Source organism: Microbulbifer sp. ALW1 (genome assembly GCF_009903625.1).
Classification (GTDB): Bacteria; Pseudomonadota; Gammaproteobacteria; order Pseudomonadales; family Cellvibrionaceae; genus Microbulbifer.
The window spans coordinates 1,020,519-1,046,610 of record NZ_CP047569.1; the positions used below are offsets into that span (position 1 = coordinate 1,020,519).

Annotated in this window: 24 protein-coding genes; 19 read left to right on the plus strand and 5 right to left on the minus strand. The window is 58.6% G+C overall.

The features are described from left to right. Nucleotides 1-205 precede the first annotated feature (205 nt). Entirely contained in the window at nt 206-928 is a 723-nt protein-coding gene (locus GRX76_RS04185) for a DUF6515 family protein (protein ID WP_160152155.1), read from the minus strand. 238 nt (nt 929-1,166) lie between these two features. Between GRX76_RS04185 and panC the strand changes: the two genes are divergently transcribed. From panC to GRX76_RS04220, 7 genes are all read left to right on the plus strand, one after another. Continuing rightward, on the plus strand, nt 1,167-2,015 hold the full coding sequence (gene panC, locus GRX76_RS04190) for a pantoate--beta-alanine ligase (protein WP_160152156.1): 849 nt from the start codon (nt 1,167-1,169) through the stop codon (nt 2,013-2,015). Nucleotides 2,016-2,026: 11 nt separating this feature from the next. Then, complete coding sequence (gene panD, locus GRX76_RS04195) at nt 2,027-2,413, plus strand: aspartate 1-decarboxylase (protein ID WP_160152157.1); 387 nt, start codon at nt 2,027-2,029, stop codon at nt 2,411-2,413. Between the two features lie 278 nt (nt 2,414-2,691). Beyond that, a complete protein-coding gene (locus tag GRX76_RS04200) occupies nt 2,692-3,387 on the plus strand; it encodes a Crp/Fnr family transcriptional regulator (protein WP_160152158.1) in 696 nt (231 codons plus the stop codon). Between the two features lie 132 nt (nt 3,388-3,519). After that, nucleotides 3,520-5,742 carry a TonB-dependent receptor gene (locus GRX76_RS04205; RefSeq protein ID WP_160152159.1) on the plus strand — a complete coding sequence of 741 codons (2,223 nt, stop codon included), beginning with the start codon at nt 3,520-3,522 and terminating at the stop codon, nt 5,740-5,742. A 121-nt stretch (nt 5,743-5,863) separates the two neighbouring features. Beyond that, the gene (locus GRX76_RS04210; RefSeq protein ID WP_160152160.1) at nt 5,864-7,150 is read left to right on the plus strand and encodes a serine hydrolase; all 1,287 of its coding nucleotides are present in this window, start codon (nt 5,864-5,866) and stop codon (nt 7,148-7,150) included. 188 nt (nt 7,151-7,338) lie between these two features. Further along, nucleotides 7,339-9,240 carry a bifunctional acetyl-CoA hydrolase/transferase family protein/GNAT family N-acetyltransferase gene (locus GRX76_RS04215; protein ID WP_160152161.1) on the plus strand — a complete coding sequence of 634 codons (1,902 nt, stop codon included), beginning with the start codon at nt 7,339-7,341 and terminating at the stop codon, nt 9,238-9,240. Nucleotides 9,241-9,242: 2 nt separating this feature from the next. After that, on the plus strand, nt 9,243-10,169 hold the full coding sequence (locus tag GRX76_RS04220) for a histone deacetylase family protein (protein ID WP_160152162.1): 927 nt from the start codon (nt 9,243-9,245) through the stop codon (nt 10,167-10,169). A 117-nt stretch (nt 10,170-10,286) separates the two neighbouring features. On the opposite strand, the gene GRX76_RS04225 is transcribed toward GRX76_RS04220, so the two are convergent. After that, nucleotides 10,287-10,640, minus strand: a complete 354-nt coding sequence (locus tag GRX76_RS04225) for a cupin domain-containing protein (protein ID WP_160152163.1) — start codon at nt 10,638-10,640, stop codon at nt 10,287-10,289. Between the two features lie 288 nt (nt 10,641-10,928). On the opposite strand from GRX76_RS04225, the gene acs reads away from it, so the two are divergent. The 8 genes from acs to GRX76_RS04265 all read left to right on the plus strand — a co-directional run bounded on the left by acs (nt 10,929) and on the right by GRX76_RS04265 (nt 19,239). Continuing rightward, nucleotides 10,929-12,866 carry an acetate--CoA ligase gene (gene acs, locus GRX76_RS04230; RefSeq protein WP_160152164.1) on the plus strand — a complete coding sequence of 646 codons (1,938 nt, stop codon included), beginning with the start codon at nt 10,929-10,931 and terminating at the stop codon, nt 12,864-12,866. Between the two features lie 125 nt (nt 12,867-12,991). Next, nucleotides 12,992-13,843 (plus strand): universal stress protein, encoded by an 852-nt coding sequence (locus GRX76_RS04235; protein ID WP_160152165.1) that lies wholly within the window; start codon nt 12,992-12,994, stop codon nt 13,841-13,843. A 42-nt stretch (nt 13,844-13,885) separates the two neighbouring features. Beyond that, nucleotides 13,886-14,374 carry a YciI family protein gene (locus tag GRX76_RS04240; RefSeq protein WP_160152166.1) on the plus strand — a complete coding sequence of 163 codons (489 nt, stop codon included), beginning with the start codon at nt 13,886-13,888 and terminating at the stop codon, nt 14,372-14,374. Nucleotides 14,375-14,395: 21 nt separating this feature from the next. Next, entirely contained in the window at nt 14,396-14,827 is a 432-nt protein-coding gene (locus GRX76_RS04245; RefSeq protein ID WP_160152167.1) for a hypothetical protein, read from the plus strand. Next, a complete protein-coding gene (locus GRX76_RS04250) occupies nt 14,824-15,408 on the plus strand; it encodes a GNAT family N-acetyltransferase (RefSeq protein ID WP_160152168.1) in 585 nt (194 codons plus the stop codon). Before GRX76_RS04245 ends, GRX76_RS04250 begins: the two co-directional genes overlap by 4 nt. Before the next feature lie 188 nt (nt 15,409-15,596). Further along, nucleotides 15,597-15,971 carry a VOC family protein gene (locus GRX76_RS04255; RefSeq protein ID WP_160152169.1) on the plus strand — a complete coding sequence of 125 codons (375 nt, stop codon included), beginning with the start codon at nt 15,597-15,599 and terminating at the stop codon, nt 15,969-15,971. A 177-nt stretch (nt 15,972-16,148) separates the two neighbouring features. After that, a complete protein-coding gene (locus GRX76_RS04260) occupies nt 16,149-18,197 on the plus strand; it encodes a TonB-dependent receptor (RefSeq protein WP_160152170.1) in 2,049 nt (682 codons plus the stop codon). Nucleotides 18,198-18,252: 55 nt separating this feature from the next. Beyond that, nucleotides 18,253-19,239 carry a TIGR00341 family protein gene (locus GRX76_RS04265; RefSeq protein WP_160152171.1) on the plus strand — a complete coding sequence of 329 codons (987 nt, stop codon included), beginning with the start codon at nt 18,253-18,255 and terminating at the stop codon, nt 19,237-19,239. A gap of 14 nt (nt 19,240-19,253) precedes the next feature. Here GRX76_RS04265 and GRX76_RS04270 read toward each other — a convergent pair whose 3' ends face one another. Next, nucleotides 19,254-19,802 (minus strand): PadR family transcriptional regulator, encoded by a 549-nt coding sequence (locus tag GRX76_RS04270; RefSeq protein ID WP_160152172.1) that lies wholly within the window; start codon nt 19,800-19,802, stop codon nt 19,254-19,256. 346 nt (nt 19,803-20,148) lie between these two features. Between GRX76_RS04270 and alaE the strand changes: the two genes are divergently transcribed. The 4 genes from alaE to GRX76_RS04290 all read left to right on the plus strand — a co-directional run bounded on the left by alaE (nt 20,149) and on the right by GRX76_RS04290 (nt 23,704). Next, nucleotides 20,149-20,721 carry an L-alanine exporter AlaE gene (alaE, locus tag GRX76_RS04275; protein ID WP_160152173.1) on the plus strand — a complete coding sequence of 191 codons (573 nt, stop codon included), beginning with the start codon at nt 20,149-20,151 and terminating at the stop codon, nt 20,719-20,721. Nucleotides 20,722-20,760: 39 nt separating this feature from the next. Beyond that, the gene (locus GRX76_RS04280; protein ID WP_236250543.1) at nt 20,761-21,468 is read left to right on the plus strand and encodes an aspartate/glutamate racemase family protein; all 708 of its coding nucleotides are present in this window, start codon (nt 20,761-20,763) and stop codon (nt 21,466-21,468) included. 411 nt (nt 21,469-21,879) lie between these two features. Next, entirely contained in the window at nt 21,880-23,229 is a 1,350-nt protein-coding gene (locus tag GRX76_RS04285) for a hypothetical protein (RefSeq protein ID WP_160152174.1), read from the plus strand. A gap of 121 nt (nt 23,230-23,350) precedes the next feature. Further along, on the plus strand, nt 23,351-23,704 hold the full coding sequence (locus GRX76_RS04290; RefSeq protein WP_201276906.1) for a hypothetical protein: 354 nt from the start codon (nt 23,351-23,353) through the stop codon (nt 23,702-23,704). A 128-nt stretch (nt 23,705-23,832) separates the two neighbouring features. Here GRX76_RS04290 and GRX76_RS04295 read toward each other — a convergent pair whose 3' ends face one another. Both GRX76_RS04295 and GRX76_RS04300 read right to left on the minus strand, forming a co-directional pair. Next, entirely contained in the window at nt 23,833-25,092 is a 1,260-nt protein-coding gene (locus GRX76_RS04295; protein WP_160152175.1) for a DUF945 family protein, read from the minus strand. Nucleotides 25,093-25,169: 77 nt separating this feature from the next. Continuing rightward, the gene (locus GRX76_RS04300) at nt 25,170-26,090 is read right to left on the minus strand and encodes a hydroxymethylglutaryl-CoA lyase (protein ID WP_160154804.1); all 921 of its coding nucleotides are present in this window, start codon (nt 26,088-26,090) and stop codon (nt 25,170-25,172) included. Between the last annotated feature and the right edge of the window lie 2 nt (nt 26,091-26,092).

Genomic DNA, 26,092 nt, shown 5'->3' on the forward strand with positions numbered 1-26,092 from the left:
TGTGCGTTGTCCCGCTGTCGCCGTGCGGTAACGGCAAGCCCTGCAGGAATTAGTGTGGCGAGATGGTGAAGCGGAAATGTAAAAAAAGGCGACTCTTTACAGAGTCGCCGGAGATAAAACCGAATCAATATTCGGTTAGTTGGGGTTTGTGCCTGTGACTAAGGCCAGTGACATCCTGTGAAGGGAATTCTTGCCGAGTGCCCGGTTAGAAGAACCCCGGGTTGGCCACCACCAGGTAGCCGCGGCGGTGGTTGTCCCAGCGGTAATAGGTGTCATAAGCCGTGTAGTAGCTGAGGCCGTTGAAGCTTACGGTTACCGCAGTCGTCGGCAAGGTGTGCACCAGGGCACCGACCGGGGCGTGGGCGACGGTATAGCCGGCGCCGTAAGGACGGTAAAAGATACCGTCACTGAAGTAATACCCCAGACCGCCAAACGTCAGGCTTACATAGTGCTGCGGCAGGCGAGTCCAGCGATAGCCATAGCCGTAGTGGGCCGGGCGCCAGCGGTGCTTGTGCGGGCGGTGATGCGGTTTATGTCGGGGTTTGTAATGGCGGTCATTGTGCTTGTAGCCGTGCCCGTGTCCGCGATCGTCCCGGTGGCGATTCTTGTCATAGCGGGAGTCGTAACCCACATACTTCACGTATTTGCGGTCATCCTTGCGCGTGTGGTTTCTGTCCTGGTTGCCATTGTGATCCCCACGCCAGTTGTTTCCACCTTTGTGGTGATCCTGCTTTTGACGACTCTGGTCGCGATTCTGCTTGCGATTCTCGATATCGCGCACCTTGTTGTGGTGCCCGCGCTGCTCCTGGACAAACCGGTTCTTGTGGTCGCGGTCATTGCGGTGGTGGCGGTCGTCCCGGTCCGCCAGTGCCGGGCCGGCAACCAGCAGCAGGCTGGCAGTGGTGATGGCAGTGATCAGTGTTTTCATGGTCTCTCTCCAATCGCCGCCGGTGCGGCTTATCAGGTAGCCCCGGGTGTTGAAGGGCTGCTTTCTCTGTCATTGGGGGCCATTCTGCGGGCTGTACACTGAATCCTTCCTGAATCGCCCCCAGAAAATTGCCAGACAGGTCGCAAAAACCGAATCTGACCAATGTTTCCCAATTTGTCGTAGTCGGGAGAGGGGGGGTAATATGCCGCCCGTGTACACCTCTGGCGGAACCCCGGCAATGCAAGTTTTTCACCATGTGGCCAGCCTGCGCGACGCGCTGGCAGAGGCCCGCCGCGATGGCAAGACCATCGGTTTCGTGCCCACCATGGGCAATCTCCACGACGCACATATCGAGCTGGTCAGGCTGGCTCAACAGCAATGTGACCTGGTGGTGGTCTCCATCTTCGTCAACCGCCTGCAATTTGGCCTGAACGAGGACTGGGACACCTACCCCCGCACCATGCAGGAAGATATGGCCAGACTCCGCGCGGCCAACTGTGACTACCTGTTCCACCCCGACGAAAGTGAGATCTACCCCAATGGCATGGACCAGCAGACCAAGGTGATCTGCCCGGCCATGACCGATGTGCTCTGCGGCGCGAGCCGTCCGGGACACTTCGAGGGCGTTACCACGGTGGTGGCAAAGCTGTTCAACATCGTGCAGCCGAACAAGGCGGTTTTCGGTATCAAGGATTTCCAGCAGCTGGCGGTGATCCGGCGCATGGTGGAAGACCTGTGTATGCCGGTAGAGGTAGTGGCGGCACCGGTGCACCGGGAGACGGATGGCCTGGCAATGAGCTCGCGCAATGGCTATCTCACCGAAGAGGAGCGCCCGAAGGTAGCGATTCTGAACCAGTCATTGAACTGGGCGCGTACCGAAATCGAAAATGGTCGCCGGGACTTTGCGGCGCTGGAGGATGAAGCCAGGACGCGGATCGAAAACGCGGGCTTCAAGGTGGACTATTTCTCCATCTGCAACAGCAAGGATTTGCAGCCGGCGGCACACGATGACCGCGAGATCACACTACTGGGGGCTATGTACACCAGCGGTGCTCGCCTGATCGATAACGTATCTTTGAGTATGTGAGGGAGTCCGTTATGCAAATTGAGATGCTGAAGGGCAAGCTGCATATGGCGGCGGTGACTCAGGCGGAGCTGTGGTATGACGGTTCCTGCGCGATTGATGAAGACCTGGTGGAGCTGGCCGGGCTGCGCGAGTTTGAGAAGATCGATATTTACAACGTCTCCAACGGCGAGCGCTTCCACACCTATGTGATTCTGGCGGAGCGCGGCTCTGGCATCATTTCCATGAATGGCGCTGCGGCGCGCCGGGTTCAGGTTGGCGACCGCATTATCATTGCTGCTTATGCGCAAATGTCCGAAACCGAGGCCGATACATTCAAGCCCAGGCTGGTCTACCTGGACGAGCGCAACCGCGTAGAGCGCAGCACCAACGCGATTCCGGTGCAGATGGCCGAGGCCTGATCCTCCTCACTGCTATATTCCAGGTTTCACCTGTGCGCAGTAGCGATCATTGATCGCGACTGCGCAACTTTCCTGAGCCTTCCCTTTCTTTCGAATGCATGTGCGTCACCAGTGCCATTGTTGATCCAGTGTGTGTTCTGCACTGAAGGAAACGGGCGTCTTTCCCCGCTGAATGGTGATCTTGTCACCTGATTGCGTTTGTTTTTTTCATGTATGTGCCTTTAATTCAGGCGGCAGTAACATAACAAGTCCCGGCCGGTGCGAATGGAGCTCTGTTTGTGAAACACGAAGACATAAAGCAAACCCTGCTGGATAGCCACTGGTTCCAGGGGTTACCCGATGATGTGATCGAGCAGATGATTGCCGGCGCAAAACTGAAGAGCTTTACCGATGGCCAGTACCTCTACAGCAAAGGTGATGAGCCCGATGGCCTCTACGCAATTTTACAGGGGGCGGTAGTGGCGGAAATCAACAGCAAGGAGGGCAAGTGTGCGGTGATGGGCATCCTGGAGAAAGGCAGCTGGGTGGGTGAAGTCTCCGTATTTGACGATGGTCCCAGGCCCAGTGACGCCGTGGCCAGAGGCAGCGCTCAGCTGCTGTTTGTTCCAAAAGAGAAGTTTCAGGCGCTGCTGGAAGAACAGCCGCGGCTTTATCGCCACTTTATTCGTCAGGTGTGCAAACGCTATCGCAGCGGACTGCGAATGCTTGAGGCCAGCCTGATTCGTTCGCTGCCGGAGCGGCTGGCCTTGCGGCTAATGGATTTGGCCACCGGCTATGCCGAGTACCGTATTGGTGACCAGGAAGTTAGCCTGAGCGTATCGCAGGAGGAGCTGGCATTGCTGGCCGGGACCACGCGACAGCGGATCAATCAGGAACTGAAAAAGTGGGAGAAAGCCGGTTGGGTCAGCCTGGGGTACGGCACCATAACCATCCATGACTGTAACGCACTGGAAAGTTTACTTTCGACGAGCTGAGGGGGGTTCTTTCTGGAGTGTCCGAATTCGGACAGTTATGCCCGGAAAGGGCATATTAGCATCGAGCACAGCTGTCAGGGGCTGCCCTGACAAAATCATTCAGATAACAATAAATCCTGAGAGAAAGTGCCGATGAACACCCGAATTATGCCTTTGCATGCACGCCGCCTGCTGGCCCTCGCCATTAGCGGCGCCACCCTGATTCCCTCGCTGTCCCTGGCCGCACAGAATGCGACTCTTGAGGAAGTGACAGTCACTGCGCAGAAGCGCCAGGAGCGCGCGCTGGAAGTACCCATCTCCATTGCTGCGCTGAGTGCCAACGCCCTTGAGCAGAGCGGTATCAAGGAAGTGAAAGATCTTGGCGAAATGGCGCCCAATGTCCAGATCAGCCAGGACAGTGATTTCTCCTCCCGCATCACCATCCGCGGCGTCGGTGCCAATAGCCGCAATATCGGCTTTGATACCCGGGTGGGTGTGTATCTCGATGGGATTTACCTGGGGCAGTCACCGGCGGTGAACCAGGGGCTACTCGACCTGGAACGGGTGGAAGTACTGCGCGGTCCCCAGGGCACCCTGTTCGGTAAAAACACCGTGGCCGGTGCAGTGAACCTGATTTCCCGCAAGCCCAGTAATGAGCAGGAACTGGATCTTGGGATCAACATTGGCAACTTCAACAATCGCGAATTCCAGATCCGCGGCAATCTGCCTGTGTCCGATAGCACTGCGGTCTCGCTCAGCCTGAACCAGACCGAGCGCGATGGCTATATCAAGAATCTGTACAACGGCGACGACGTCAATGGCCGTGATTCCACCTCGGGACGCGTCACCCTGCGCTCGGATCTGGCGGACAACCTGACGCTGAATCTCGCGGCCGATTACATGGCGCAGGATCGCTGGGGCTTCAACGGTGAACCGCTGACCCACGTGTTTGCTTTGGGCTATCCGGTCGAGGGCAACAACAAATACGAGATGTACCAGAATCGCACCGTGCCGGAAGACAAGGAACTCTGGGGTACTTCCGCCACGGTGGATTACGACATGGACAGCGGTTTTTCCTTTCGGTCGATTACCGCTTTCCGCAGTACCGACATGATTTACGGTACCGATGTGGATTTCACCGAGCTGGACCTGGTGAACACCGCCTACCACGATACTTATGACCAGATCACCCAGGAGTTTCAGCTGACTTCGCCGGCGGATTCTGCGCTGTCTTATGTGCTGGGTCTCTACTACTTTGCCCAGGATAGTGACACCGAGCGCAACGCACTGGCCGGGGAGCACGCGGGCATTCTGGGGCTGACACCGTTCTCTACTGCAGTTGCCTACGGTGGCACCGTCGACACAAAAAGCTACGCCATCTTTGCCAATGGTAATTACGATCTCACCGATCGCCTGAATCTCGGCTTCGGTTTCCGCTACTCCCTGGAGACCAAGGATGTGGACTGGGCGATTGATGGCAGTGCTTCGGGCATCTTCAATATCGCCACAGGGGAAGTGCGGGATTCTCGCACCGATCGCGACTTTTCCCCCACGGTCAGCCTGAACTATTCGCTGGATGACAACAATTTTGTCTATGCGCGCGCCTCCACCGGTATCAAGAGCGGTGGCTATAACCTCGACTTCATCAATGCCAACCAGTTTACCGGCAGTCCGGATGATATCGAGTTCGATACTGAGTCGGTGGTCAGTTATGAGTTGGGTTACAAGGCGGAATTGCTGGATCGCCGCCTGAGACTGAACGCGGCGTTGTTCAATTCCGTGTTTGACGACTATCAGGTAAACCAGTACATCGAACTCGGCGGTGGCGGTACGGCGCTGACGATTACCAATGCGGCAGAAGTGGAAAGCAAGGGTGTCGAACTGGAGGCGACCTACGTGGCCACAGATAACCTGCAGTTGACCGCGGCGCTGGGCCTGCTGGACGCGCGCTTCAAACATTTCCCCGGTGGTGGTGACAACGGTGCCGATGCGTCTGGCAATGACCTGCCTTATGCACCGGAAACTACCGCTTCCCTCGGTGTTCAGTACTACGTGCCGGTGCCGGCTCTGGCGGCCACGGTACTCCTGCGCACGGATTACAGTTACACCTCCGAGCGTTACATCAATCCCAGTAACAACGATGGCTTCAGCAACGGCGCCGTGGATGTCGCCTTTGATAAATTGGAAAGCTTCGACCTGATCAACGCCCGCGTTGGTCTGCTGGACGATGCCGATAAATGGGAAGTTTACCTGTGGGGGCGCAACCTCGCCGACAGTGATCACATGAACTACAGCTTCCGTGATTTCCTCGGCACTTACGTGGCCGGCTACGCAATGCCGAGAACCTACGGAGTGGAAGCCAAGTATCGTTTCTAATTTTCAGGAATCGAACCCAGAAATTAGTTAGCAGGGAAGGCTATTGATCGGAGACCGGTCAATAGCCCTTTTATTTTCACGCTTTCAAATTGCACGAGTTACCGGATAGAGGGCGAATACGATGAAGAATTTTTTACAAACCTGCTGTGCCGGATTGCTGGCCGCGGCAGCGGTGGTCTCTGCGGAGAGTACAACCAACGGTTACCTGCGCGATGTCGCTGACGGCTATGCTGCAGAGACTGCGTATCAGCTGCGCGCCGGCTGGAATCTGCCAAAATTCCTCACGGTTACCCCGGAAGGGGCCTACTCCTATTTGCATCTGGCAGAGAATTTTCCCCACGCGACCATTTATCGTGCTGGCCCAGTGGTAGAGCTGCCGCGCAAGCCAGAGAAATGGGTTAAGACCCAGGAGATCACCTGGCAGGATAAAAAACAGCAATTTCACGACCTGGTCACCGCGCAGGACTCTCCGCTGCAGGGCGCTGTGGTTATCCATCGCGGCAAGGTGGTTTATGAAGAATACCCGGGGATGCGTCCCTTCGATAACCACGTGTGGATGTCCAATGCCAAGCCGGTAGCCAGCCTGCTGATCGCCCAGTTGCAGGAAGAGGGCCGGATTGATGTCAACAAAACGGTGGCCGACTATCTGCCGGCGGCAATCGGTAGCGACTGGGAAAAGATCAAGCTGATCGATGTACTGAATATGCAGACCGGTCTCGATCTGGAAGAGGGGCCGGAGCAGAGAGCCAACCCGAATTCAAGTTTCGCACGCTTTATGGTTGCGGAGGCGGGTCTGCCCAACGTGGATGGGGTACGTGAAACCCATAATCAGGCGTTGCTGGCAATCGTCAAGCTGCGTGAACCCGGTAGCGCCTTTGAATATTCCTCGGCCAATACGCAAATGCTGGGACTGGTGATCGAGGCGGTGACCGGGCAGCGCCTAGCGGACGTTGTGTCTGACCGCATCTGGATGAAAGTGGGTATGGAAGGGGATGCGCAGCTCGGCCTTTCACCTCAGGGCAATGGCATCATCCACGGGCTGATTTCCTCGCGCCTGATGGATATGGCCAAGTTCGGTATGTTGTACACCCCGAGCTGGAACCGTGTTTCCAAAGCCCGGTTGGTATCAGAGAAAATATTGAATGACATCCGTACTGGCGGGCAGCCGGAAAACTATCCCAGAGGCGTGCTCGGTCCGAAGTTGCAGAAGTTGTTTGCTGAAACGCCGAGAGCCAATGCCTATCAGTGGGATGCAGTATTTCACGATGGCGATTTTTATAAGGGCGGCATGAATGGGCAGGGACTGTATATTTCGCCCGAAAAAGACCTGGTGGTGGCCTGGTTTGCCAATGGTTTTTCACCGGTGCCGATGGAGAAGGCCGCGCGCAGCCTGGCGTTGGCACTGTAAATTGGACTAAGGGAAGAGAAGTCAATTTTGTTCCTGAATGGATGTCGCCACGCCGGCGCGGTCCCGCGCAGCGAACAACGCATTACTGGCCGCTAATCCCTGGAAGCCAGCAAAAGGTTGCGGTCACTTGTGGCTCCTGCGAGTCTTGCATACTATTGCACGACTCGACAGGAGGCGCTCTTTTCCGCATGTCATCCCTGACAAACCCCAAAACCAGCGAACCCGTCGCCTGGGATCAATTGCTGAAAAGCGGCTGCCGGATTTTTCTCGGTTCCCACGCCGCCGTCCCCAACGAGTTGATGGCCGATCTGGTCGCCAACAGTCGTGGCCTCAACGATATTGAGGTCACCCATGTCTTTACCCTGTCTGACAACTTCTGGGCCGAGCGTAAATACGCCGAGCTGTTTAGCGTCAATGCCCTGTATATCGGCGGTACCGCGGTGCGCGAAGCCGTAGCAGAGGGGCGGGCGGACTATACGCCGACATTTCTTTCCGAAGTGCCCAAACTGTTCAGTGACCATGTTCTACCACTGGATGCGGCGCTGATTATGGTCAGCCCGCCGGATGAATTGGGTTACTGCTCACTGGGTGTGAGTGTGGATGTGGTGTCCTCCGCGGTAAAAAATGCCAGCACAGTGATCGCCCAGATCAATCCGAGCATGCCGCGCACCAACGGTCACACTTTTATCCACCGTGACCAGATCCACGCCTGGATGACCGCCGATGCCTCGATTCCCGAATCGCCGCCACCGGAAATGGATCAGGCGGTGGAGCAGATCGGGCAGTATGTGTCGGTATTGGTGGAGAATGGTTCGACCCTGCAGATTGGCATGGGCAAAGTACACGATGCCGTATTGCGCTACCTGGGCAACCACAAAGATCTCGGTGTGCACTCGGAAATGATTTCCGATGGTGTCGCCCAGCTGATGAAAAGCGGTGTGATCAATAACCGCAAAAAAACCTTCCACAAAGGCAAGACGATTACCAGCTACTGCATGGGATCGAAAATGCTGTACGACTTCGTCGACGGCAATCCTCATGTTGAACTGTATCCGGCGGAGCATGTCAGCTCACCGGTCAAAATTTCCCGCAATGACAAAATGGTCGCGATCAACAGCGCCATCGAAGTGGATCTCACCGGTCAGGTGGTTTCCGACTCTATCGGCAGTCTGCTGTACAGTGGTATCGGTGGTCAGGTGGACTTTATTCGCGGCGCGGCACTGAGTAAGGGCGGCAAGCCAATTATCGCGTTGCCCTCAACCGCGCGGGATAAAAACGGCCAACTGGTTTCCCGTATTGTTGCCTCCCTTACCCCCGGCGGCGGCGTGGTTACCTCGCGGGCCCATGTGCATTTTGTGGTGACCGAATACGGCATTGCCTCCCTGCGCGGAAAAAGCATACGTGAGCGGACCCTGGAAATGATCCGTATCGCACACCCGGAATTCCGCCGTGAACTACTGGAAAAAGTGCGCGAGTTTTACTGGGTGCCGGAATATCAGGAACAGGCGCCGACCACAGTGCCGGAGCTGGGCGCTCTGGAACAGAAGCGTTACACCTTCGACGGCATCCGCTATACCCTGCGCCCACTGCGTCCTTCCGATGAACGCCGGCTGCAGGAGTTTTTCTACACCCACAACAAAGAAACCCTGATGATGCGTTACAACCACCACGTAACGCAGATGTCTCGGGAAAAATCTTGCAGTCTCGTCAGTGTCGACCAGCGCAAAGACCTGGCGCTGTGCTTTACCGACTACGACGGTGGCAGCGAAGTGATTCAGGGCGTCGGTCGCTATTATTTTTACGAAGCAGATAACAACTGTGAAGTCGCCTTCGTCATCAAGGAAAGCCGCCGCGGCCAGGGGATCGCCACCACCCTGTTGAAAGAAATGGAAACCATTGCCCGCGCGCGCGGCATTGGCAAAATGTTTGCCTGCGTGCGCCGGGACAACAAACCCATGCTCGGCATTTTTGAAAATGCCGGTTTTGCCACCCGCATGGGTGACAGTATGGACGAGCTTTACCTGGAGCTGGACCTGACCGGCGCACCCGGCAGCGAAGCAATGGACGGAACAGGACAAGAAAAGGACTGAAGATGCCCACCGTCGGATTTTTTACCAGCCCCGCCTGCCGCAAGCACGATATGGGCAACGAACACCCCGAGTGCCCCGAACGCCTGGACGCCATTCAGGACCAGTTGCTCTCCAGCGGTATGGAATTTGTGCTGCGCTTTTTCGATGCGCCGCAGGCGGCAAGAGCACAGCTTGAACGGGTACATACGCGGGAGTACGTCGACGCCATTTACAGCCGCGCGCCCAGCGAAGGCATCGAAGTGCTCGATGAAGACACCCGCATGTGTCCCGACACCCTTACCGCCGCCCTGCACGCCGCCGGCGCCGCCGTGGATGTCGTCGACAAAGTCATCGCCGGCGAAGTGAATAGTGCCTTCTGTTCCGTGCGCCCCCCGGGCCACCACGCCGAACGCGACAAAGCCATGGGCTTCTGCCTGTTCAACAACATCGCCATCGCCGCCGCCCACGCCCGCGAACAGCACGGCCTGGCCCGCGTCGCCATCCTCGATTTCGACGTCCACCACGGCAACGGTACCGAAGACTTCGTTGCCGGCCGCGAGGGCTATTTGCTTTGCTCCAGTTTTCAGTCGCCGCTATACCCGTTTACCGGCACAGAGGAATTACCGGACAACATCGTCAATACACCGCTGGAGGCGGGAGCTGGCGGTGATGCACTGCGAGCACTGGTCGATAACGAATGGCTCCCCGCACTGGAAAAATTCCAGCCGCAGATGCTGTTTATCTCCGCCGGCTTCGATGGCCACGTGGAAGATCACATGGCACAACTGCGCTTTAATGAAGACGACTATCGCTGGGTAACGGAAAAACTGCGGGAGTTTGCCGACGTACATTGTGAGGGGCGAATCGTTTCCGCACTGGAGGGTGGCTATGCGCTTTCAGCACTGGGGCGCAGTGTGGTCGCGCACCTGAAAGGACTGATCGGCAACTGAGGATCGAACAACCGATACGTGATGCGAAGGCAGAGTGCCGGGTAGGGGGTTTCGAAACCCCTTACCTGGTGCTATGACGCCACCGAGGTAACTGGTAGTCACCACGGAACTACAGGATTACTCCTCATAAATCGCATAAAACTTCTTGACCGTGCCGATGGTCTCCCAAGTCCCTTCAAACCCGGCGGGAATACAGAACGCATCCCCAGCAGAAACCCGCTCATTCACACCCTCGGCATCGGTAATCACCGCCTCGCCCTCGATGATGTAACAGAACTCATCCTCGCTGTAAGTGAGCGTCCACTTCCCCGCATCCGAAGACCAGATACCGCAAAAGAAATTTTCCTTCGCATTGGTAAAGAAATGCTCCGTCAGCTGCTGTGGCATCCCCGCCAGCACCTTCTCCGGTGCCACCGGCCCCGAATCCCGCTCACCTGCACCCTCGCGAACGCGCAATAACTTCACAGCCATAAATCCACCCTTTAAAAATGTGATCACTTTTTTAGCCTATTGTGCACCGCCCCGACAAAAATGGCACGGGAATCCGGCTGCAGGCTGTGAAACCGCAAAGATCGCAGGCTATGATGGTACGACAGGAGTCTTGACAGCGTTGTCATTAAGCGACTGCCAGTGGTATAACTTATCGGGATAAATGCCCCGGCTCCATGCCGGACGCGCATAACAGCGATGCAAAATGCCAGCTGGCCCTGTGCAAAGGGCCTGCGCAGCATCCCGATAATTCTAATAAGGGAGAAAACGATGTCTGAAGTGCACACCTACCCGGTACCCGAACAATTCGCCGCCGATGCCCTCGTCCGCAATGAGGACTATCAGCGCATGTACCAGCAGTCTGTGGAAGATCCGCAGGCGTTCTGGTCCCAGCAGGCCAACGACTTCCTGCAGTGGAGCAAACCTTTCACCAAAGTAGTGGAAGAAGATCTCAACAAAGGCCACGCCGCCTGGTTTGCCGACGGCGAACTGAACGTCTCCGAAAACTGTATCGATAGCCACCTGCCTGCGCGCGCCGACCAGACCGCGTTTATCTGGGAAGGTGACGACCCCGCCGACAGCAAAAATATTACCTACAGCGAACTGCACCAGCAGGTCTGCCGCCTCGCCAACCTGCTGAAAGCGCGTGGCGTGAACAAGGGCGATCGCGTGTGTATCTACATGCCGATGATCCCGGAAGCCGCCTACGCGATGCTCGCCTGTAGCCGTATTGGCGCTGTGCACTCGGTGGTGTTCGGTGGCTTCTCTCCCGACTCACTCAAAGACCGTATCCTCGACTCCGACTGCCGCCTGGTGATCACCGCCGACGAAGGCGTGCGCGGCGGCAGAAAAGTGCCGCTGAAAGCCAATGTGGACAAAGCCCTGGCCAACTGCCCGGATGTGCATACCGCCATCGTGGTCAAGCGCACCGGTGCCAATATCGACTGGGACAGCAAGCGCGACATCTGGTACGCGGAATCTGTTGCCGAGCAGAGCGCTGACTGTGCGCCCGAGCCGATGAATGCGGAAGATCCGCTGTTTATCCTCTACACCTCCGGTTCCACCGGCAAACCCAAGGGTGTACTGCACACCACTGCCGGTTACCTGCTGATGTCCACCATGACCTTCAAATACGCCTTCGATTACAAGGAAGGTGATGTCTTCTGGTGTACCGCGGATGTGGGCTGGATCACCGGCCACAGTTACATCGTTTACGGTCCTTTGGCTGCGGGAGCCACCTCGCTGATGTTTGAAGGCGTACCCACCTATCCCGATGCCTCCCGCTGCTGGCAGGTCGTGGAAAAGCACAAGGTCAATACTTTCTATACCGCGCCCACCGCGATCCGCGCTTTGATGGGCGCCGGCGACGACTTCGTCACCAAGTGCGATCGCAGCTCGCTGAAGCTGCTGGGCACCGTGGGCGAACCGATCAATCCGGAAGCCTGGGAGTGGTACTACAAGGTGGTGGGCGACAAGCGCTGCCCGATTGTGGATACCTGGTGGCAGACCGAAACCGGTGCCCACCTGATCACCCCACTGCCCGGCGCCACCACCCTCAAGCCGGGCTCAGCCACTCGCCCCTTCTTCGGTGTACAGCCGGCGCTGCTGGATGAAAAGGGCCAGGAAATTGCCGGTGAAGGCGAGGGCGCACTGGTGATGAAGGCCAGCTGGCCGAGCATGATCCGCAGTGTATACGGCGATCACCAGCGCATGATCGACACCTATTTCTCCACCTTCCCGGGATACTACTTCACCGGCGACGGCGCGCGCCGCGATGCCGATGGCTACTACTGGATTACCGGGCGTATTGATGACGTGCTCAATGTCTCCGGACACCGCCTGGGCACCGCTGAAATCGAAAGCGCGATTGTGCTGCACGAGGATACGGCAGAAGCGGCGGTGGTTGGTTACCCGCACGATATCAAGGGGCAGGGCATCTACTGCTATGTCACCCTGAAAAATGGCCGCGAACCTTCCGAGGAATTGCGCAAGGAACTCATCGACCTGTGCGTGCAGGAAATTGGCCCCATTGCCAAGCCGGATATCATTCAGTGGGCACCGGGACTGCCGAAAACCCGCTCCGGCAAAATCATGCGCCGTATCCTGCGTAAGATCGCTTGCAACGAGCTGGACTCTCTGGGCGATACTTCCACGCTTGCAGACCCTTCTGTGGTGGATGAACTGGTGGATCATCGAGCCAATCAATAAGTTTGTACATCCGTCACCAGTTTCCCGGAAGGGTTACCGGTGACGGGCAGGCTACAGACAAAACTGCCCTTCGGTGATTTAATGGAATCAATGGTATGTAACTGATTCCAAGCACCGGAGGCGCTATGCAGAATATTCTCGTCATCCTCGACAAACCCAAGCATGAACAGATCGCTCTGGAACGGGCGCTGGAACTGGCAGAAAAAACGGGTGCGAGTTTGCAGTTAGTGAGTTTTGTCTACGAGCCGGTGGTCTCCATCCCGCTCCTCTCCGGTTCCATTCTGAACGTCAGCGGACAAATGCAGAAAGAGCGCGCTCAGTGGCTGCAGGCGCTCCAGCAGAAGTACCCACTTCCCCAGGGTTCAACCACAGAAGTCATCTGGCACCACGATATCCCCTCCTGGACCCTGGAATACCTGTCCGCCAACGATTGCGACCTGGTGATCAAAACCGCGCAGAAGCAATTCGGCCGCGGCGGTTTTGGTTCCATCGACTGGCGTCTTATTGAAAACCTGCCCTCACCGCTCTGGCTGGCGGTCAACACGCACTGGGTCAAGCGCGATCGTATTGTTACCGCGCTGGATCCGGCAGTTGAGAACGCTCTGCATATCGAACTCAACCAGCGGGTGCTCAAGCTGGCGGAGGCCCTTGCGCAGCCGCTCAATGCGGACATTGAAACCGTCGCCTGTGTGCCGGTTCCCGACGAAGTGGCGGATCTCGATGAGTTCCGCGAGCAGGCCGGTAAATTGATGAATGCCGTGGATAAGGTGATTGCCGATAGCGGCGTGACCTGCAAAACAACGCATTTTGTTACCGGCAAGCCCGCAGCAGAAGTCAACCGGGTGGTGGACCGCAATAAAGCCCGTATGATCATGGTCGGGCGCGGTGTACGCAAAGGGCCCAAGGGCTTTGTGCTCGGCAATACCGCTGAGCGGATTCTGGGGCGGGCCAATACCGATGTATTGATCGTGCCCTGAAAATCACTGCGACCACCGAAAAATAATAATGGATAAAACAGCATGAGCATTTATTTCTGGAGATCCGCGCTCTGCGCGCTGTTATGCAGTTTTGCCAGTGTCACTCTGGCGTCAGATGACGGCGCGGAAAGCAAAACCCATGGCCCCCAATTTGACGCGCAACTGGCTGCGAAGCTGGGTGCCGATGATTACGGCATGCGCAAGTACGTCATGGCCCTGCTCAAGGCGGGTCCTAACCGGGATCAGGGGCCCGAGCAGGCTGCCGAGCTACAGCGCGCGCATATGGCCAATATCCAGCGGATGGCGGACGAGGGGGTGCTGGTACTCGCGGGCCCCTTCCTGGACAAGGGGGAACTGCGGGGCATCTACGTGTTTGATGTGGCCACAGTGGAAGAGGCGCGCAAGCTGACGGAAACCGATCCGGCGGTAAAAGCCGGCCGGCTGGTGATGGAATTGCACCCCTGGTACGGATCGGCCGCGATAAAACAGCTCAACGCGGTACACCAGCGTATCTCCCAGCAGGCACCGTGAAAAGTTGGAATATCAAATATCGTGAACGAACAGCAGTACCTCTACGAGCACTACCGCTTTAATGCCGACCAGCGACTCAAGGCATTCAATTTTTTTGTGGTGCTTTCCATGTTTGCCGATGGCGGTGTGTTTACCGCGGTGGAAAAAGATTTTCACCCGCTGATCCTGGTGCTGCTGGGTGGTTTTGTGGTGATTGTTTCCGGCGTTTTCTGGCTGATGGACATGCGCAGCCGTCAGCTGTTGAACCTGACGGTACCCGGCCTCAGGGCTATGGAACAGGGCCTATCGGCTGAGGCGCGGGTATTCAGCCGCGATCAGCAGTCCCACAGCCGTTTTATTCGCTACACCTTTGCCATTCGCGCCTTGTTGCTGGGGCAGTTTGTGTTTGGCTGCGGCGCCGTTGTCTACGGCGCTCTCAGTTGTTTTGGGGTGCTCCCTGTGGGCGGGCAATGAACCCGGACGGTTTCAGTATTCACCTGCCAACAATTCCTGTCGCCGGCGAACCGGAACTCTGCTTTCGCTGGCTGCAGGAGTCAGATCTGGATGCATTGCGGGCGATTTTTTCGAAGCCGGAAGTCGTCCGTTATATGTCCTGCGAGCTGCAGGATTCGGATGAGAAGGCGCGGGAATATCTGCTGTCCATCCATCAGGGTTTTCTTTCCGGTGAGCTGTACCAGTGGGGCCTGGAGTGGCGCGGCAATATCGTCGGCACCGCGACCCTCGCCGGACTTGAGCGTCATGCGGGCGGCATTCATCAGGGGGAAATCGGCTTTGCCCTGGCGCCCGCCTGCTGGGGCCAGGGGCTGATGCGCCGTGTCCTGCCCACCTTGCTGGACTTTGCTTTTTCGAGCCTGGGGTTGCACCGGCTGACCGCTGATGTCGACCCCCGCAACCGGGCTTCCCTCAGTTTGTTGGAGTTTCTCGGCTTCCAGCGTGAGGGGTTGATGCGCCAGCGCTATTTTCATCTGGGCGAAATTCAGGACGCGATGATTTTCGGCTTGCTGCGGCAGGAGTGGCAAACCGCATGTCGCTGATTGCGAAGGTCTAGCCGACGTCTTTCGCCACCGTCCAAACTGCTCCGAGCTTTTCTGTTTGTGTTTCCCCCGCCTTCTGTTCTCTGCATTTTCTCTGCGTCATCCGCGTTTGCCTATTTCGCGTTTGCCTATACTGCTTCATTGCCGGCAATGAACCGGGTGATGCGGCGGAATGGGAGGAATCAGGAATGTTGGATCATATCGGTCTTATTGTGCACGACTATCAACGCAGCAAAGCGTTTTACCAGTCGGCACTGGCGCCGCTCGGCTATGAGCTGGTATCGGAAATGGCGGACTGGGCAGGATTTGGCTGGGGTGGCAAACCGCAATTGCTGATCAAGGGCGGATCCAGCACGGTACCTGCGGTACATATTGCCTTCAGCGCCGAAGACCGGCAAACGGTGCACGCCTTTTACAAGGCGGCGCTGGAAGCCGGGGGCAAAGATAACGGTGCTCCCGGCCTGAGGCCGGAATACCACGACAGCTATTACGGCGCTTTTGTATTGGATCCAGACGGCCACAATATCGAAGTGGTATGTCACATTCCCGAAGATGCTTTCTAGGGCTGACAGGCGAATAAATTTTCATTTTCTGTCCACAATCTGCGTCATCTGACGCAAGAATGCGCCTCGCCTTTCTGGCAGTGTAAGCAACCTCAACTATCTTGAAGGGCGGCCATTATTTTTGCCGGCCGCCATCACTGCGCTCACCTGTGAGTAAAGAATAATTTGAGGTTTTGCATGTCCCTTGCCCTGATTTTTTCTCTTGCCGCCAGCGGTGCTGTCGACTCAGTCCGCCCATCGACCGAACTGGTAAACAACCCGGAAGCGGTCGAGGAGGTCACGGTGCTTGGGCGCAAACTGAACCTGAATGGGGAAGCCATTTCTGCCTCTCAGGGGGAAGTGGGGCCGGCAGAGATTGGGGCCTGGCCACTGATCCGCACCGGCGACCTGATGGAATTCGTACCCGGCATGGTGGCCACCCAGCACTCCGGTAGCGGCAAGGCCAATCAGTATTTCCTGCGTGGCTTCAATCTGGATCACGGCACCGACTTCGCCACTTTCGTAGACGGCATGCCGGTGAATCTGCGCACCCATGGTCATGGCCAGGGTTACACCGACCTCAATTTTGTCATCCCGGAAACGGTTGAGCGCCTGCGCTATCGCAAGGGCCCCTATTACGCCGAAGTGGGGGATTTCTCCTCCGCCGGCTCGGCCAGTTTTGTGCTGGCAGAAAAGTTATCCACAGGGTTGGCGGAGCTGAGTTTTGGTGAGCAGGGTTACCGTCGCGGCGTGGTCGCGGATTCGCTGCAGTCCGGCAGCAGCGATCTGCTGTTGGCGGCGGAGTGGCAGGCCTACGATGGCCCCTGGAGTGATCTCAGCGAAGACGTAAACAAGGTCAATGTGCTGGGCAAGCTGTCCGGTGACCTGGCCGGTGGGCGGACCCATCTAACCTTCATGGGTTACGACAACAGCTGGAACTCCCCGGATCAGATTCCGGCGCGGGCGGTGGTCGAGGGCATCATCGATGCTTATGGCTCCCTCGATACCAGCCTCGGTGGCGACACCCGCCGCTACAGTCTCTCCGGCGGCTGGACCGGGGCCATGGCTGCTGGCGAGCTGTCTGCCAGCGCTTACGCCATCGATTACGACTTCAATCTCTGGTCCAACTTTACCTATGGTCTGGAGAACCGGGGTAGTGGCGACCAGTTCCAGCAGCGTGACGCTCGCCAAATCTACGGTTTTGACGTGTCGCAACAGTGGCAGCGCGAAAGCAGTGCCTGGCAGCTGGGGCTGCAGGGGCGCCGCGACGATATCGACCGCGTAGGCCTGTACCACACCGAGGAACGTGTCATTCTCGACACGGTACGGCAAGACCAGGTGCTGGAAGACAGTCTCGGGCTCTTCGCAGTCAACCAGACCCAGTGGAGCGATACCCTGCGCAGCTATCTGGGGCTGCGCTACGACCATTACGATTTCGATGTAGACGCCGGGCTTGCCGCCAATAGCGGGCAGCGCAGTGATGGCAAACCCTCCCTCAAGGCCAGTCTCGCCTGGCAGCCGTGGCCGGTATCCGAGTTCTACCTGAGCTACGGCCAGGGGCTGCATTCCAATGATGCCCGCGGCACGGTCATTCGCACAGATCCGCTGACGGAGGAGCCGGTGGAGAGGGTGGACCCGCTGGTGGAGTCCCGCGGCAGTGAGCTGGGCTCCCGGCTGTTTATCACTGATCAGCTGCACGCGACTCTGGCCCTGTGGCAATTGCATCTCGATTCCGAGCTGCTGTTTGTGGGCGATGCCGGTAACACCGAGGCCAGCCGTCCCAGCGAGCGCCAGGGTGTGGAGGCGGGGATCTACTGGTTCGCCTCGGAGAGTATCAGCGGTGAGCTGGAAGTCTCCTATACCGAAGCGGGCTTCCGTGATGCCGACCCGTCGGGGGATGAAATCCCCGGTGCCATTCCCCTGGTGGCCAGTGCCGCGCTCAATTACAGCGGCGACAATGGCTGGTTCGCCTCCCTGCACCTGCGCCACTTCGGTGCCTATCCCCTGATCGAAGACGGCAGCGTGGAGTCCGGCGGCTCTTCGCTGGTGAATCTGCGCATGGGCCGGGATATCCAGAGCTGGCGCCTGCAGCTGGATCTACTGAATGCCCTCGATTCCCGCGATCACGATGTGGATTACTTCTATGCCTCGCGCCTCCCCGGTGAGGGTGTCGATGGGGTGGAGGATATCCACTACCACATTTTCGAACCGCGTACCCTGCGTGCCTCTCTGCGCTACCGCTTCTAACCCGGGGCGGGAGCAAGGAGCAAGGAGCAAGGATAGGAGCAGGGAGTAAATAGTCGTGAAGCTGCTGGCCATTCTCGCCGATCCCCGCGATAGCGACCGCGTCGCCGCCATTGCCGAAGCCCGCGAGGCGGAAGAATTCCGCATTGAGGGCCCGGTGCAGAGTGGCCACCAGGCGATGCGCCTGCTCACCAGTGACGACAAGGTGCAATTGTTCCTCGACGACCTGGCGCCCCTGATTGAGGGAGTGCAGGGGGCGCGGGTGTTGGTGATCCCGGTGGAAGTCTCCCTGCCCAAGCAGAGCGACGAGGAGCGCAAGAAAGAGGATGCCGCGCTGGCAGCGCGCGAGGCGCTTTACGCCAGCGCCGAGAAAAGCGCGCGCCTGGATCGGGATTATCTGGTGCTGGTGGTGCTCTCTACCCTGGTGGCGGCCATCGGCATGCTGGAAGACAACGTGGCGGCGGTGATCGGTGCCATGGTGATTGCCCCGCTGCTGGGGCCGAATATGGCTTTCGGGCTCGGCACCGCCCTCGCAGACACCGCCTTGATGCGCAGTGCCCTGGTCACCCTGGTGGCGGGGCTACTGGTGGCGGTGGCGCTATCGGTAGTGATTGGCCTGCTGTGGCCCTGGAGTACCCTGAGCGGTGAGCTGCTGTCCCGCACCAATGTGGGCTGGGACTCGGTGGCACTGGCGCTGGCCTCCGGCGCCGCCGCGGCGCTCTCGATGACCTCTGGGTTGTCCAGTGTGCTGGTCGGGGTGATGGTGGCGGTGGCGCTGCTGCCACCGGCCGCCACCTTCGGCATGATGGTGGGATCCGGCAAATGGCAGCTGGCGCTGGGTGCGGGCCTGCTACTGGCGGTGAACATCGTGTGCGTCAACCTGGCCTGCAAGCTGGTGTTTGTGATGAAAGGGATAGAGCCTCGCACCTGGTGGCAAAAGAAGTCTGCACACAAGGCGATGAAAATCTATATCGGGGTGTGGGTCTGTTCCCTGCTGCTGTTAATGGGAGCGATTTACCTGCGCAATCAGTTCAACCTGCAGTAGCCCTCCAGTAGCCCTCAGTCGCGCGCAATTTCTGCATCCAGCCGCGCCAGCAGCTGTTCCGCCCAGCCAATCCACGCCTTCTCCGTCTCTATACCCAGCAGCAGCGGCTGATGGGATATCCACAGCTTCTGCTGCTGTTCTGGTGGGCGCCGGTAGAAGCGCGCGTTCTGCGCCTCGTAGGTGGCTAGCTTGTCGCGGTGCTCATCGAGGTGGCGCTGCAGCTCCGCGCGCATCTGCGTCGGGGGCAAATGGTGACCGGCGAACACCTGAATCAGGAAAGGATCGCGGATCTTCTGCGGCGCGGCGGGTTTGGCGGCACAGGCTTCCAGCGCGGCCTGCCCTGCGTTCGTCAGGCTGTACACCTTTTTGTCCGGGCGCCCGTCCTGGGGTTCCTCCACACAATCCAGCAGGCCTTCCCCGTGCAGCTTGTGCAGCTCGCGGTACATCTGCTGGTGGCTGGCGCTCCAGAAGTGATTGACGCTGCGCTCGAAGCGGCGCTTCAGGTCGTAGCCACTGCCGGGTTCGATATCCAGCAGGCTCAGCACGGCAAATCTCAGTGACATGGGCGGGTGTACGGGTGGTCGGCTGTTGATTGAGGGGGTAAAAGTTGCCTGAAGTATGCGCGAAGTTGCATAGGTCGGGGCAGTGTACTGCGTATGGCAGCTACTGGCACTGAATGTCGCTATGAGGAATTGACGGATTTTCGGATTTTTGTCGGATGGGTGTCTTGTCTATCTAGGTGTATTTAGGATGTTTATTGTGGATATAACGAAAAGTTAATATTGAGGGCCTAGTATTTACGTCTGCGGTGGATATAATCGCCGTCGCCATCAAAAGTGGTTGAATAATATCCAACAGCAGTCATTCCGGCGGGTTATCCTCCCGTCGAATACCGGGTTTTAAGTCATCATGTCGCCGCAATCCCTGTCTCAAGCCACCGAGGCCATCCCCGTCTCCCCACCGGTACTGGTGCTGGAGGATGAGCAGCCGGTAGAGACAACACAGTCTACCAATACCGAGCTGAACAAGCAGTGCAACCGGCGCACCCGCCGGGACGAATGGCTGCTGGATGTGTTTGCCATGAACAGCTTCTCCTGGGCGATCGCGATCCCCATCGAGCTGTTGCTGGCGGGAATGAGCTGGAGCGAGCATCTGAAGGTCCGCTTGCTGGCGGTGGTATTCAACACCCTGATCGCACGCCCTTTCAGTATCTATCGCAATTGGGTAGTGGCGCGCTTTGGCCGCGGTAGTGGCCTGCACAACTACGCAGTGGATACCTTTGTGTTCCTCAGCTTCCAGCTGCCCCTGTACACCCTGAACATGATTCTTGGCGGTGCCTCCGCGATTGAAATTGCGACCGCGTGTGGCACTTTCGTATTGATCGCCGGTGCCTTGGGCCGCCCCTACGGTTTATACCTCGACTGCCTGCGCCGCCTGTGGCTGAATAGGCGGCCGGCGGCGGACAGCGCTACCGCCGGATAAACAGCGATCGACTCTGGAGGCGGGTTCTCCCGGCTGGCATTGAATAATAAAGATATACAGAACAATGGTATTGAGACCGGTGGCGGCGCCATCGGTGTGATTGCCGGCACCGCGACGGATACCCGTTTCGGGCTCGAATTTCTCGCCGACCGCCAGGTGGCGGGCATTGGCCTAGCCATTTCCGGTTCCCCCCAGGCCCAGACCCAGTTACAGGCCCTGGGCCGCGCCGAGCTGACCAAGCTGCTGATCCAGGCGATTACACGCCTGCAGGCGGCGGGTGCCGGCGCTGCCATGATCTACTGCAACTCCCTGTCCGGGGCGGTGGATATGGTTGCGGTCAGGGCGGCCTCGGCCATCCCGGTCATCTCCCCCCTCGATGTGTACGCCGAGCTCACCCAGCGCTATCGCAACTTCGGCCTGCTGGCGGCCAACTGCCAGAGTTGCGCCAATATCGAGCGCGAAATCCTCGCCGGCAATCCCTCCGCCAAGGTAATTGGTATCGGCAACCTGCAGATTGTGGAGGATATCGAAGACGGTATGCCCGCGGAGATGATCGTCCATCAGCACGCCCTCGACGACCTGGCCGCCGCCCTGGTGAAAAGCGGGGTGCAGATCCTGATCCTCGGGTGCACCCACTTCGACTACTTCTACCGCGAGTTGCTTTCGCACTGCGACGGTATCCGGCTGTTCCTGCCCTCGGAACGCATGCTGGCGATACTGCAGGAGCGTTTGCCGCAGGCGGCTTGAACATCCACGCTCTCCACGTTATACGTGTCGCATACTTGACCTGAAGGCTCAGGATCAATATAAGTGGCGCCACAGTACAGGTTTCCGTCGCAAATAGGATTTTTGGCGTAAAATGGGCTTGTACAGGCGGGATCTATGCATTATCTAACAACTTGATGCATAGTTCTGGCTGATACGTTTTCCCTGTCTGGTGCGTCTTAACGGACAGGTAAGAAACCCGAAATAAATGCAATAAACGCAAACTTCGGGCCGGGTTGCAGGATTAACCCGTCATTTTCAGTGGTTACAAGGATGAGTATGACCATGACCTACTGCCATTCGGCGAGTAGCGGCTGCCTCAGTGCCAGCGCAAAACCCGTCGGCGCCCCATTTTCGGGGTCCGCCTCAATTCCCCGATCTTCAGCTCCCCCAATGAGTCGCGGCCACCAGCTGCTTTGCGCTCTGCTGCTCAGCAATTGCCCGGCAGTGGCACTGGCCTTCCCCGGGGAGGCCCTGCTGCTGGAAAATCGCCTACCGCTGCTGTGGGTACTGCTGGCGGCAGTTGTGGCCGTCGCCAGCTGTATAGCTCTGTTTTATCTGCGCGCCCAGTTGCAGGCAGCCCAGGAATCCGGTGCCTCCAAGGTGGCGGACCTGCAGGCCGAGAATGCCAAGCTGTTCCGCCAGGTGCAGACGCGGGTGCACGAACTGATGGAGCGGGACAAACTGCTGGACGAAGCAAAAGTCGCGGCGGAACAGCTGCAGGAAGAGCACCGGGATTTTCTGTCGCTCACCGGCCACCGGATGCGCAAACCCCTGGAAACCCTGGTGAGCACCATGAGCTTGCTGGCCCGCGGCGGGGATGAAGAAACCCGGCATCTGGCGGAGGCCGCACTGGGGCAGTGCCGCACCCTGCGCAATAATATCGAAGAGGTACAGCGCGCAGGTCAGGGCACGCCTCAGGCCGTGGACGGACCTTCCATCAGTGCCGCAATCACTTCGGACGATTCCCAGCGGGAGCTGCTGGTGTTGCTGGTGGAAAATGACAGTCACCCGAGCCTGCGCCCGCGCCTGGAGGCCTGTGGGCACAAAGTGCGCCGGGAAACCAACGGTATCGATGGTGCCGAGGCTGCACTCAAAGGCAATTTTGACCTGGTGCTGATCGATGTGCGCCTGCCACTGATCGATGGTGTGGAAACCGCACGCAAGATTCGCGGTGATTACGCCAACGAGAATTTACTGATCTTTGGCATGCTGGACTCGGTTGGAGCGGGCGACAAGGACCGCTATGCCGGCCGCGGATTGAGTGGCGTACTGCCGTCGCAGCCGACCGGTGCCCAGCTGTCACAGTTGCTGAGCTGGGTGGACCAGAAGACCCGCAGCCGCTCCGGTAGCAGTAAGCCGGCCAGGGCTACCAAGGTGTTGAATTCGAGCACCCTGGAGCGCCAGCGCGACACCCTCGGGCACCTGGCCTTTGCCGAGTTACTGGGCGATCGCCTGGCCAACCTGCCGAAAAAGATTACCGCCTTTACCAGTGCGCTCACCGGCCGCCATTGGCTGGACGCCCAGCACCAGGCACAGGTGATTGCTGCCGAGGCAGAGAGTGTCGGACTGGAGGTGGTCGCCAGCCGTCTCAAGGCGCTGTCTGCGCGACTGACCATCGACAGTGAGCGGGATTACTGCCGCCACCAGCGCACCGAGGTGCTCGGCCTGATGCGCACTTCTATCCAGCAGCTGAAAGCCTGGCGGGAGAAAAACGTGCATACCGAGTGGGCGCTGCGCTGAGTGAGGCGAGGATCCATCGCGATAAACCGGGTGCCACTCGCGACCAGTCGCGCTGTGGCGTATTTATTACCGGCAACGATTGGATCTACACTTAGCCCTGGTTATTGACGGGAAGCAGACCATGACAGAGCAGTACCCCACCCCCGCCGCGCAAGAGCGCGAGCGATCCGCGCGCGATATCGCCACCCTGGTGTACCTGATTCAGGCCATCAGTATTTTCACCGCGGTGCCGTTCTTTGTTGCGGTATTGATTAACTACGTCAAGCGCGGGGATGTGCGCGGCACTCTGGCGGAGTCCCATTTCCGCTGGCAGATCCGCACTTTCTGGTACAGCCTGCTGTGGCTGGTCGTGGGCTGGGCCACGGTATGGATTCTGGTGGGGTTTGCGGTCTGGGCCATCAGCTGGGTTTGGCTGGTGTACCGCGTCGTCCGCGGCTGGCTGACCCTGGCGGACAATCGCCCCGCATACGCTTGAGTGAACAAACGAAGCAGTGAGAACGAATTGAGGTAGTGCCGGTAAACGGTGAGAGAAAGCGAGAATTCGGTGAGAGAAAACCGTCGAGCGGCCAATTGGCCGCTCTTTTTTTGCCTGTCGTTTTCGGCTCAGAACTTGCTGGTCATCGCCAGGATAAACAGGTCCGCCGGCAGCGGCTGGCCGTTGACCACCAGATTGCCGCGATCCAGTTGCAGATGCATGCTCAGCTCACCGTTGTTGCTCTTGAGCAGGCCGTACTGTTTGAGGGTGCTGGCCTGTAATACCAGCGGCGACTGCATCAGTGCCTGCTCGGCGGCGTTGATATTGGCGCTGCCGGTGAGGGCGTCCAGCCAGAAGAGCTTGTCGTTCTGAACCTGCCGGTTTCTCGGCATGCCTTTCCAGTCCACATCCAGCTGCAATTGCATGGGGCCGTTGGCGGTTTCGATATCCAGCTGCTGTTGCATCTGCAGCGGGCGGTCGAACACCTGCGGCCAGCTGCGCTGGGCGGACGGGGTCAGTAGCAGGCTGTAGAGGTAGTGGTGCAGGTCGTCGTAGCCGATGGCGGGCAGGTTGATCTGCTGGGTCAGGGCGCTGGCCGGGGTGGCGGACTGGATCTCCGGCAGCTCGACCCGGGTTTGCACCTTCAGGGTGCGCGCGGCCACCAGTTCACCAGTGTAATCGAGTTTCGCATTGCGCAGTTCCAGCGGGCCGGAATCGTTGTTGGCGCGCACCAGCGGCAGGGTCAGGTGTAGTTTGCCGGCGCCATTGGGATCCAGTTCGAAACTGCCGGTGGCAGATTCGAGGTACAGGGCCTCACGGTGGCCGTCCATGCGTACAAACTCGCCCAGCGCCAGGTGGCTGTCCTGCTGTTTGCCCTGGTAGTCGGTGACTATCTGGATCTGGGCACCCTTGAATTGGATCTGCTGGTCGCCTTCGTTGCGCTCGATGGGCAGCAGGTGCAGGGTGTTGGTGACCCGGTTGTTGGTACCCACAAGGGTTTCCACCAACAGCGGGCTGTCTTCCAGTTCTGTGCCCAGGGGGCCGTAATAGGCCTCCAGCTGGCGGCGCAGAGCCGGCTCCAGCTGCTTACCGGTAAAACGTGTCTCACCGTAGATAACCCCGATGCGCGGGCCGCTGTGGGTAAACAGCACCGGACCGTGCTGGATGGCCGTGTAAGCTTCGGTGGCGCCGTCCTTGCCCTTCAACAGGGTCAATGCTTCGGCGCCAAACCAGCCGCGCTGGTAGCCCGTCAGCTCGATATTGGGCTGGTTGCCCAGTTGCTGTTGCAGGGTCTCCTCGACCTTGGGGCCGATCAGGCGGGGCGCAATCACGGCCGCCAGCAACAGCAGGGAAGAAAAGGCGATCAGAATAAAACGTAAGGCTTTCATGCGATCAAAATTCAGGCGTTTGTGTCGAAGCGCCTGATGTTAGCAGATCGCGATGAATCCCGTGACCGCTATTCGCCTCAATCGCCCTCGACGGCGCCGCAGTCACCGCTCATGGCACGGGCGACTTTGGAGCCGCTTTTCCGGCCGAGCGCGCGGGAAATAAAATTGCCGGCCTTGGCCAGGCGCGCGAGGTCGACACCGGTATGGATACCGAGGCCGTCGAGCATATACAGCACGTCTTCACTGGCCACATTGCCGGAAGCGCCCTTGGCATAGGGACAGCCGCCGAGACCGGCCACCGCCGAGTCGACCACGCTGACCCCGACCTGAAGTGCCGCGTAGATATTTGCCAGCGCCTGGCCGTAGGTATCGTGGAAGTGTACCGCGAGCTTTTCCAGGGGTACCTGCCGGGCGACGGTCTCAATCATGTACCTGGCTTTTTCCGGGGTGCCGACACCGATGGTGTCGCCGAGACTGATCTCGTAGCAGCCCATCTCCAGCAGCGCGCGGCTCACTTCCGCCACCTTTTCTGCGGGAATGTCGCCCTCGTAAGGGCAGCCCAGCACACAGGACACATAGCCGCGCACCGGAATACCGTCGGCGCGGGCCTGCTCCACCAGCGGGCGGAAACGCTCCAGGCTTTCTTCGATGGAGCAGTTGATATTCTTGCGGGTGAAGCTTTCCGAGGCGGCGCCAAACACGGCCACTTCATCGGCACCGGCGTCCCGTGCGCGCTCGTAACCCACCATGTTGGGGGTGAGTGCACTGTAAGTGACCCCGGGCTTGCGCTGGATTCCCGCCAGTACTTCTTCACTGGCCGCCATCTGCGGTACCCATTTGGGGCTGACAAAGCTGCCGGCCTCGATCACCTGCAAGCCGCTCTCGCTCAGCAGATTGATCAGCTGGACCCGGGTATCCACCGAGATGGGCTGCTTTTCATTCTGCAGTCCGTCGCGGGGACCCACTTCGACGATTTTGACGCGATCCGGGAACAGCATCA

Excerpts from the sequence above, each read along its gene's own strand:
- GRX76_RS04185 (WP_160152155.1), bottom strand. The coding sequence starts at position 928 with ATGAAAACACTGATCACTGCCATCACCACTGCCAGCCTGCTGCTGGTT.
- panC (WP_160152156.1), top strand. The coding sequence starts at position 1,167 with ATGCAAGTTTTTCACCATGTGGCCAGCCTGCGCGACGCGCTGGCAGAG.
- panD (WP_160152157.1), top strand. The coding sequence starts at position 2,027 with ATGCAAATTGAGATGCTGAAGGGCAAGCTGCATATGGCGGCGGTGACT.
- GRX76_RS04205 (WP_160152159.1), top strand. The coding sequence starts at position 3,520 with ATGAACACCCGAATTATGCCTTTGCATGCACGCCGCCTGCTGGCCCTC.
- GRX76_RS04210 (WP_160152160.1), top strand. The coding sequence starts at position 5,864 with ATGAAGAATTTTTTACAAACCTGCTGTGCCGGATTGCTGGCCGCGGCA.
- GRX76_RS04215 (WP_160152161.1), top strand. The coding sequence starts at position 7,339 with ATGTCATCCCTGACAAACCCCAAAACCAGCGAACCCGTCGCCTGGGAT.
- GRX76_RS04220 (WP_160152162.1), top strand. The coding sequence starts at position 9,243 with ATGCCCACCGTCGGATTTTTTACCAGCCCCGCCTGCCGCAAGCACGAT.
- GRX76_RS04225 (WP_160152163.1), bottom strand. The coding sequence starts at position 10,640 with ATGGCTGTGAAGTTATTGCGCGTTCGCGAGGGTGCAGGTGAGCGGGAT.
- acs (WP_160152164.1), top strand. The coding sequence starts at position 10,929 with ATGTCTGAAGTGCACACCTACCCGGTACCCGAACAATTCGCCGCCGAT.
- GRX76_RS04235 (WP_160152165.1), top strand. The coding sequence starts at position 12,992 with ATGCAGAATATTCTCGTCATCCTCGACAAACCCAAGCATGAACAGATC.
- GRX76_RS04240 (WP_160152166.1), top strand. The coding sequence starts at position 13,886 with ATGAGCATTTATTTCTGGAGATCCGCGCTCTGCGCGCTGTTATGCAGT.
- GRX76_RS04250 (WP_160152168.1), top strand. The coding sequence starts at position 14,824 with ATGAACCCGGACGGTTTCAGTATTCACCTGCCAACAATTCCTGTCGCC.
- GRX76_RS04255 (WP_160152169.1), top strand. The coding sequence starts at position 15,597 with ATGTTGGATCATATCGGTCTTATTGTGCACGACTATCAACGCAGCAAA.
- GRX76_RS04260 (WP_160152170.1), top strand. The coding sequence starts at position 16,149 with ATGTCCCTTGCCCTGATTTTTTCTCTTGCCGCCAGCGGTGCTGTCGAC.
- GRX76_RS04270 (WP_160152172.1), bottom strand. The coding sequence starts at position 19,802 with ATGTCACTGAGATTTGCCGTGCTGAGCCTGCTGGATATCGAACCCGGC.
- alaE (WP_160152173.1), top strand. The coding sequence starts at position 20,149 with ATGTCGCCGCAATCCCTGTCTCAAGCCACCGAGGCCATCCCCGTCTCC.
- GRX76_RS04285 (WP_160152174.1), top strand. The coding sequence starts at position 21,880 with ATGAGTCGCGGCCACCAGCTGCTTTGCGCTCTGCTGCTCAGCAATTGC.
- GRX76_RS04290 (WP_201276906.1), top strand. The coding sequence starts at position 23,351 with ATGACAGAGCAGTACCCCACCCCCGCCGCGCAAGAGCGCGAGCGATCC.
- GRX76_RS04295 (WP_160152175.1), bottom strand. The coding sequence starts at position 25,092 with ATGAAAGCCTTACGTTTTATTCTGATCGCCTTTTCTTCCCTGCTGTTG.
- GRX76_RS04300 (WP_160154804.1), bottom strand. The coding sequence starts at position 26,090 with ATGCTGTTCCCGGATCGCGTCAAAATCGTCGAAGTGGGTCCCCGCGAC.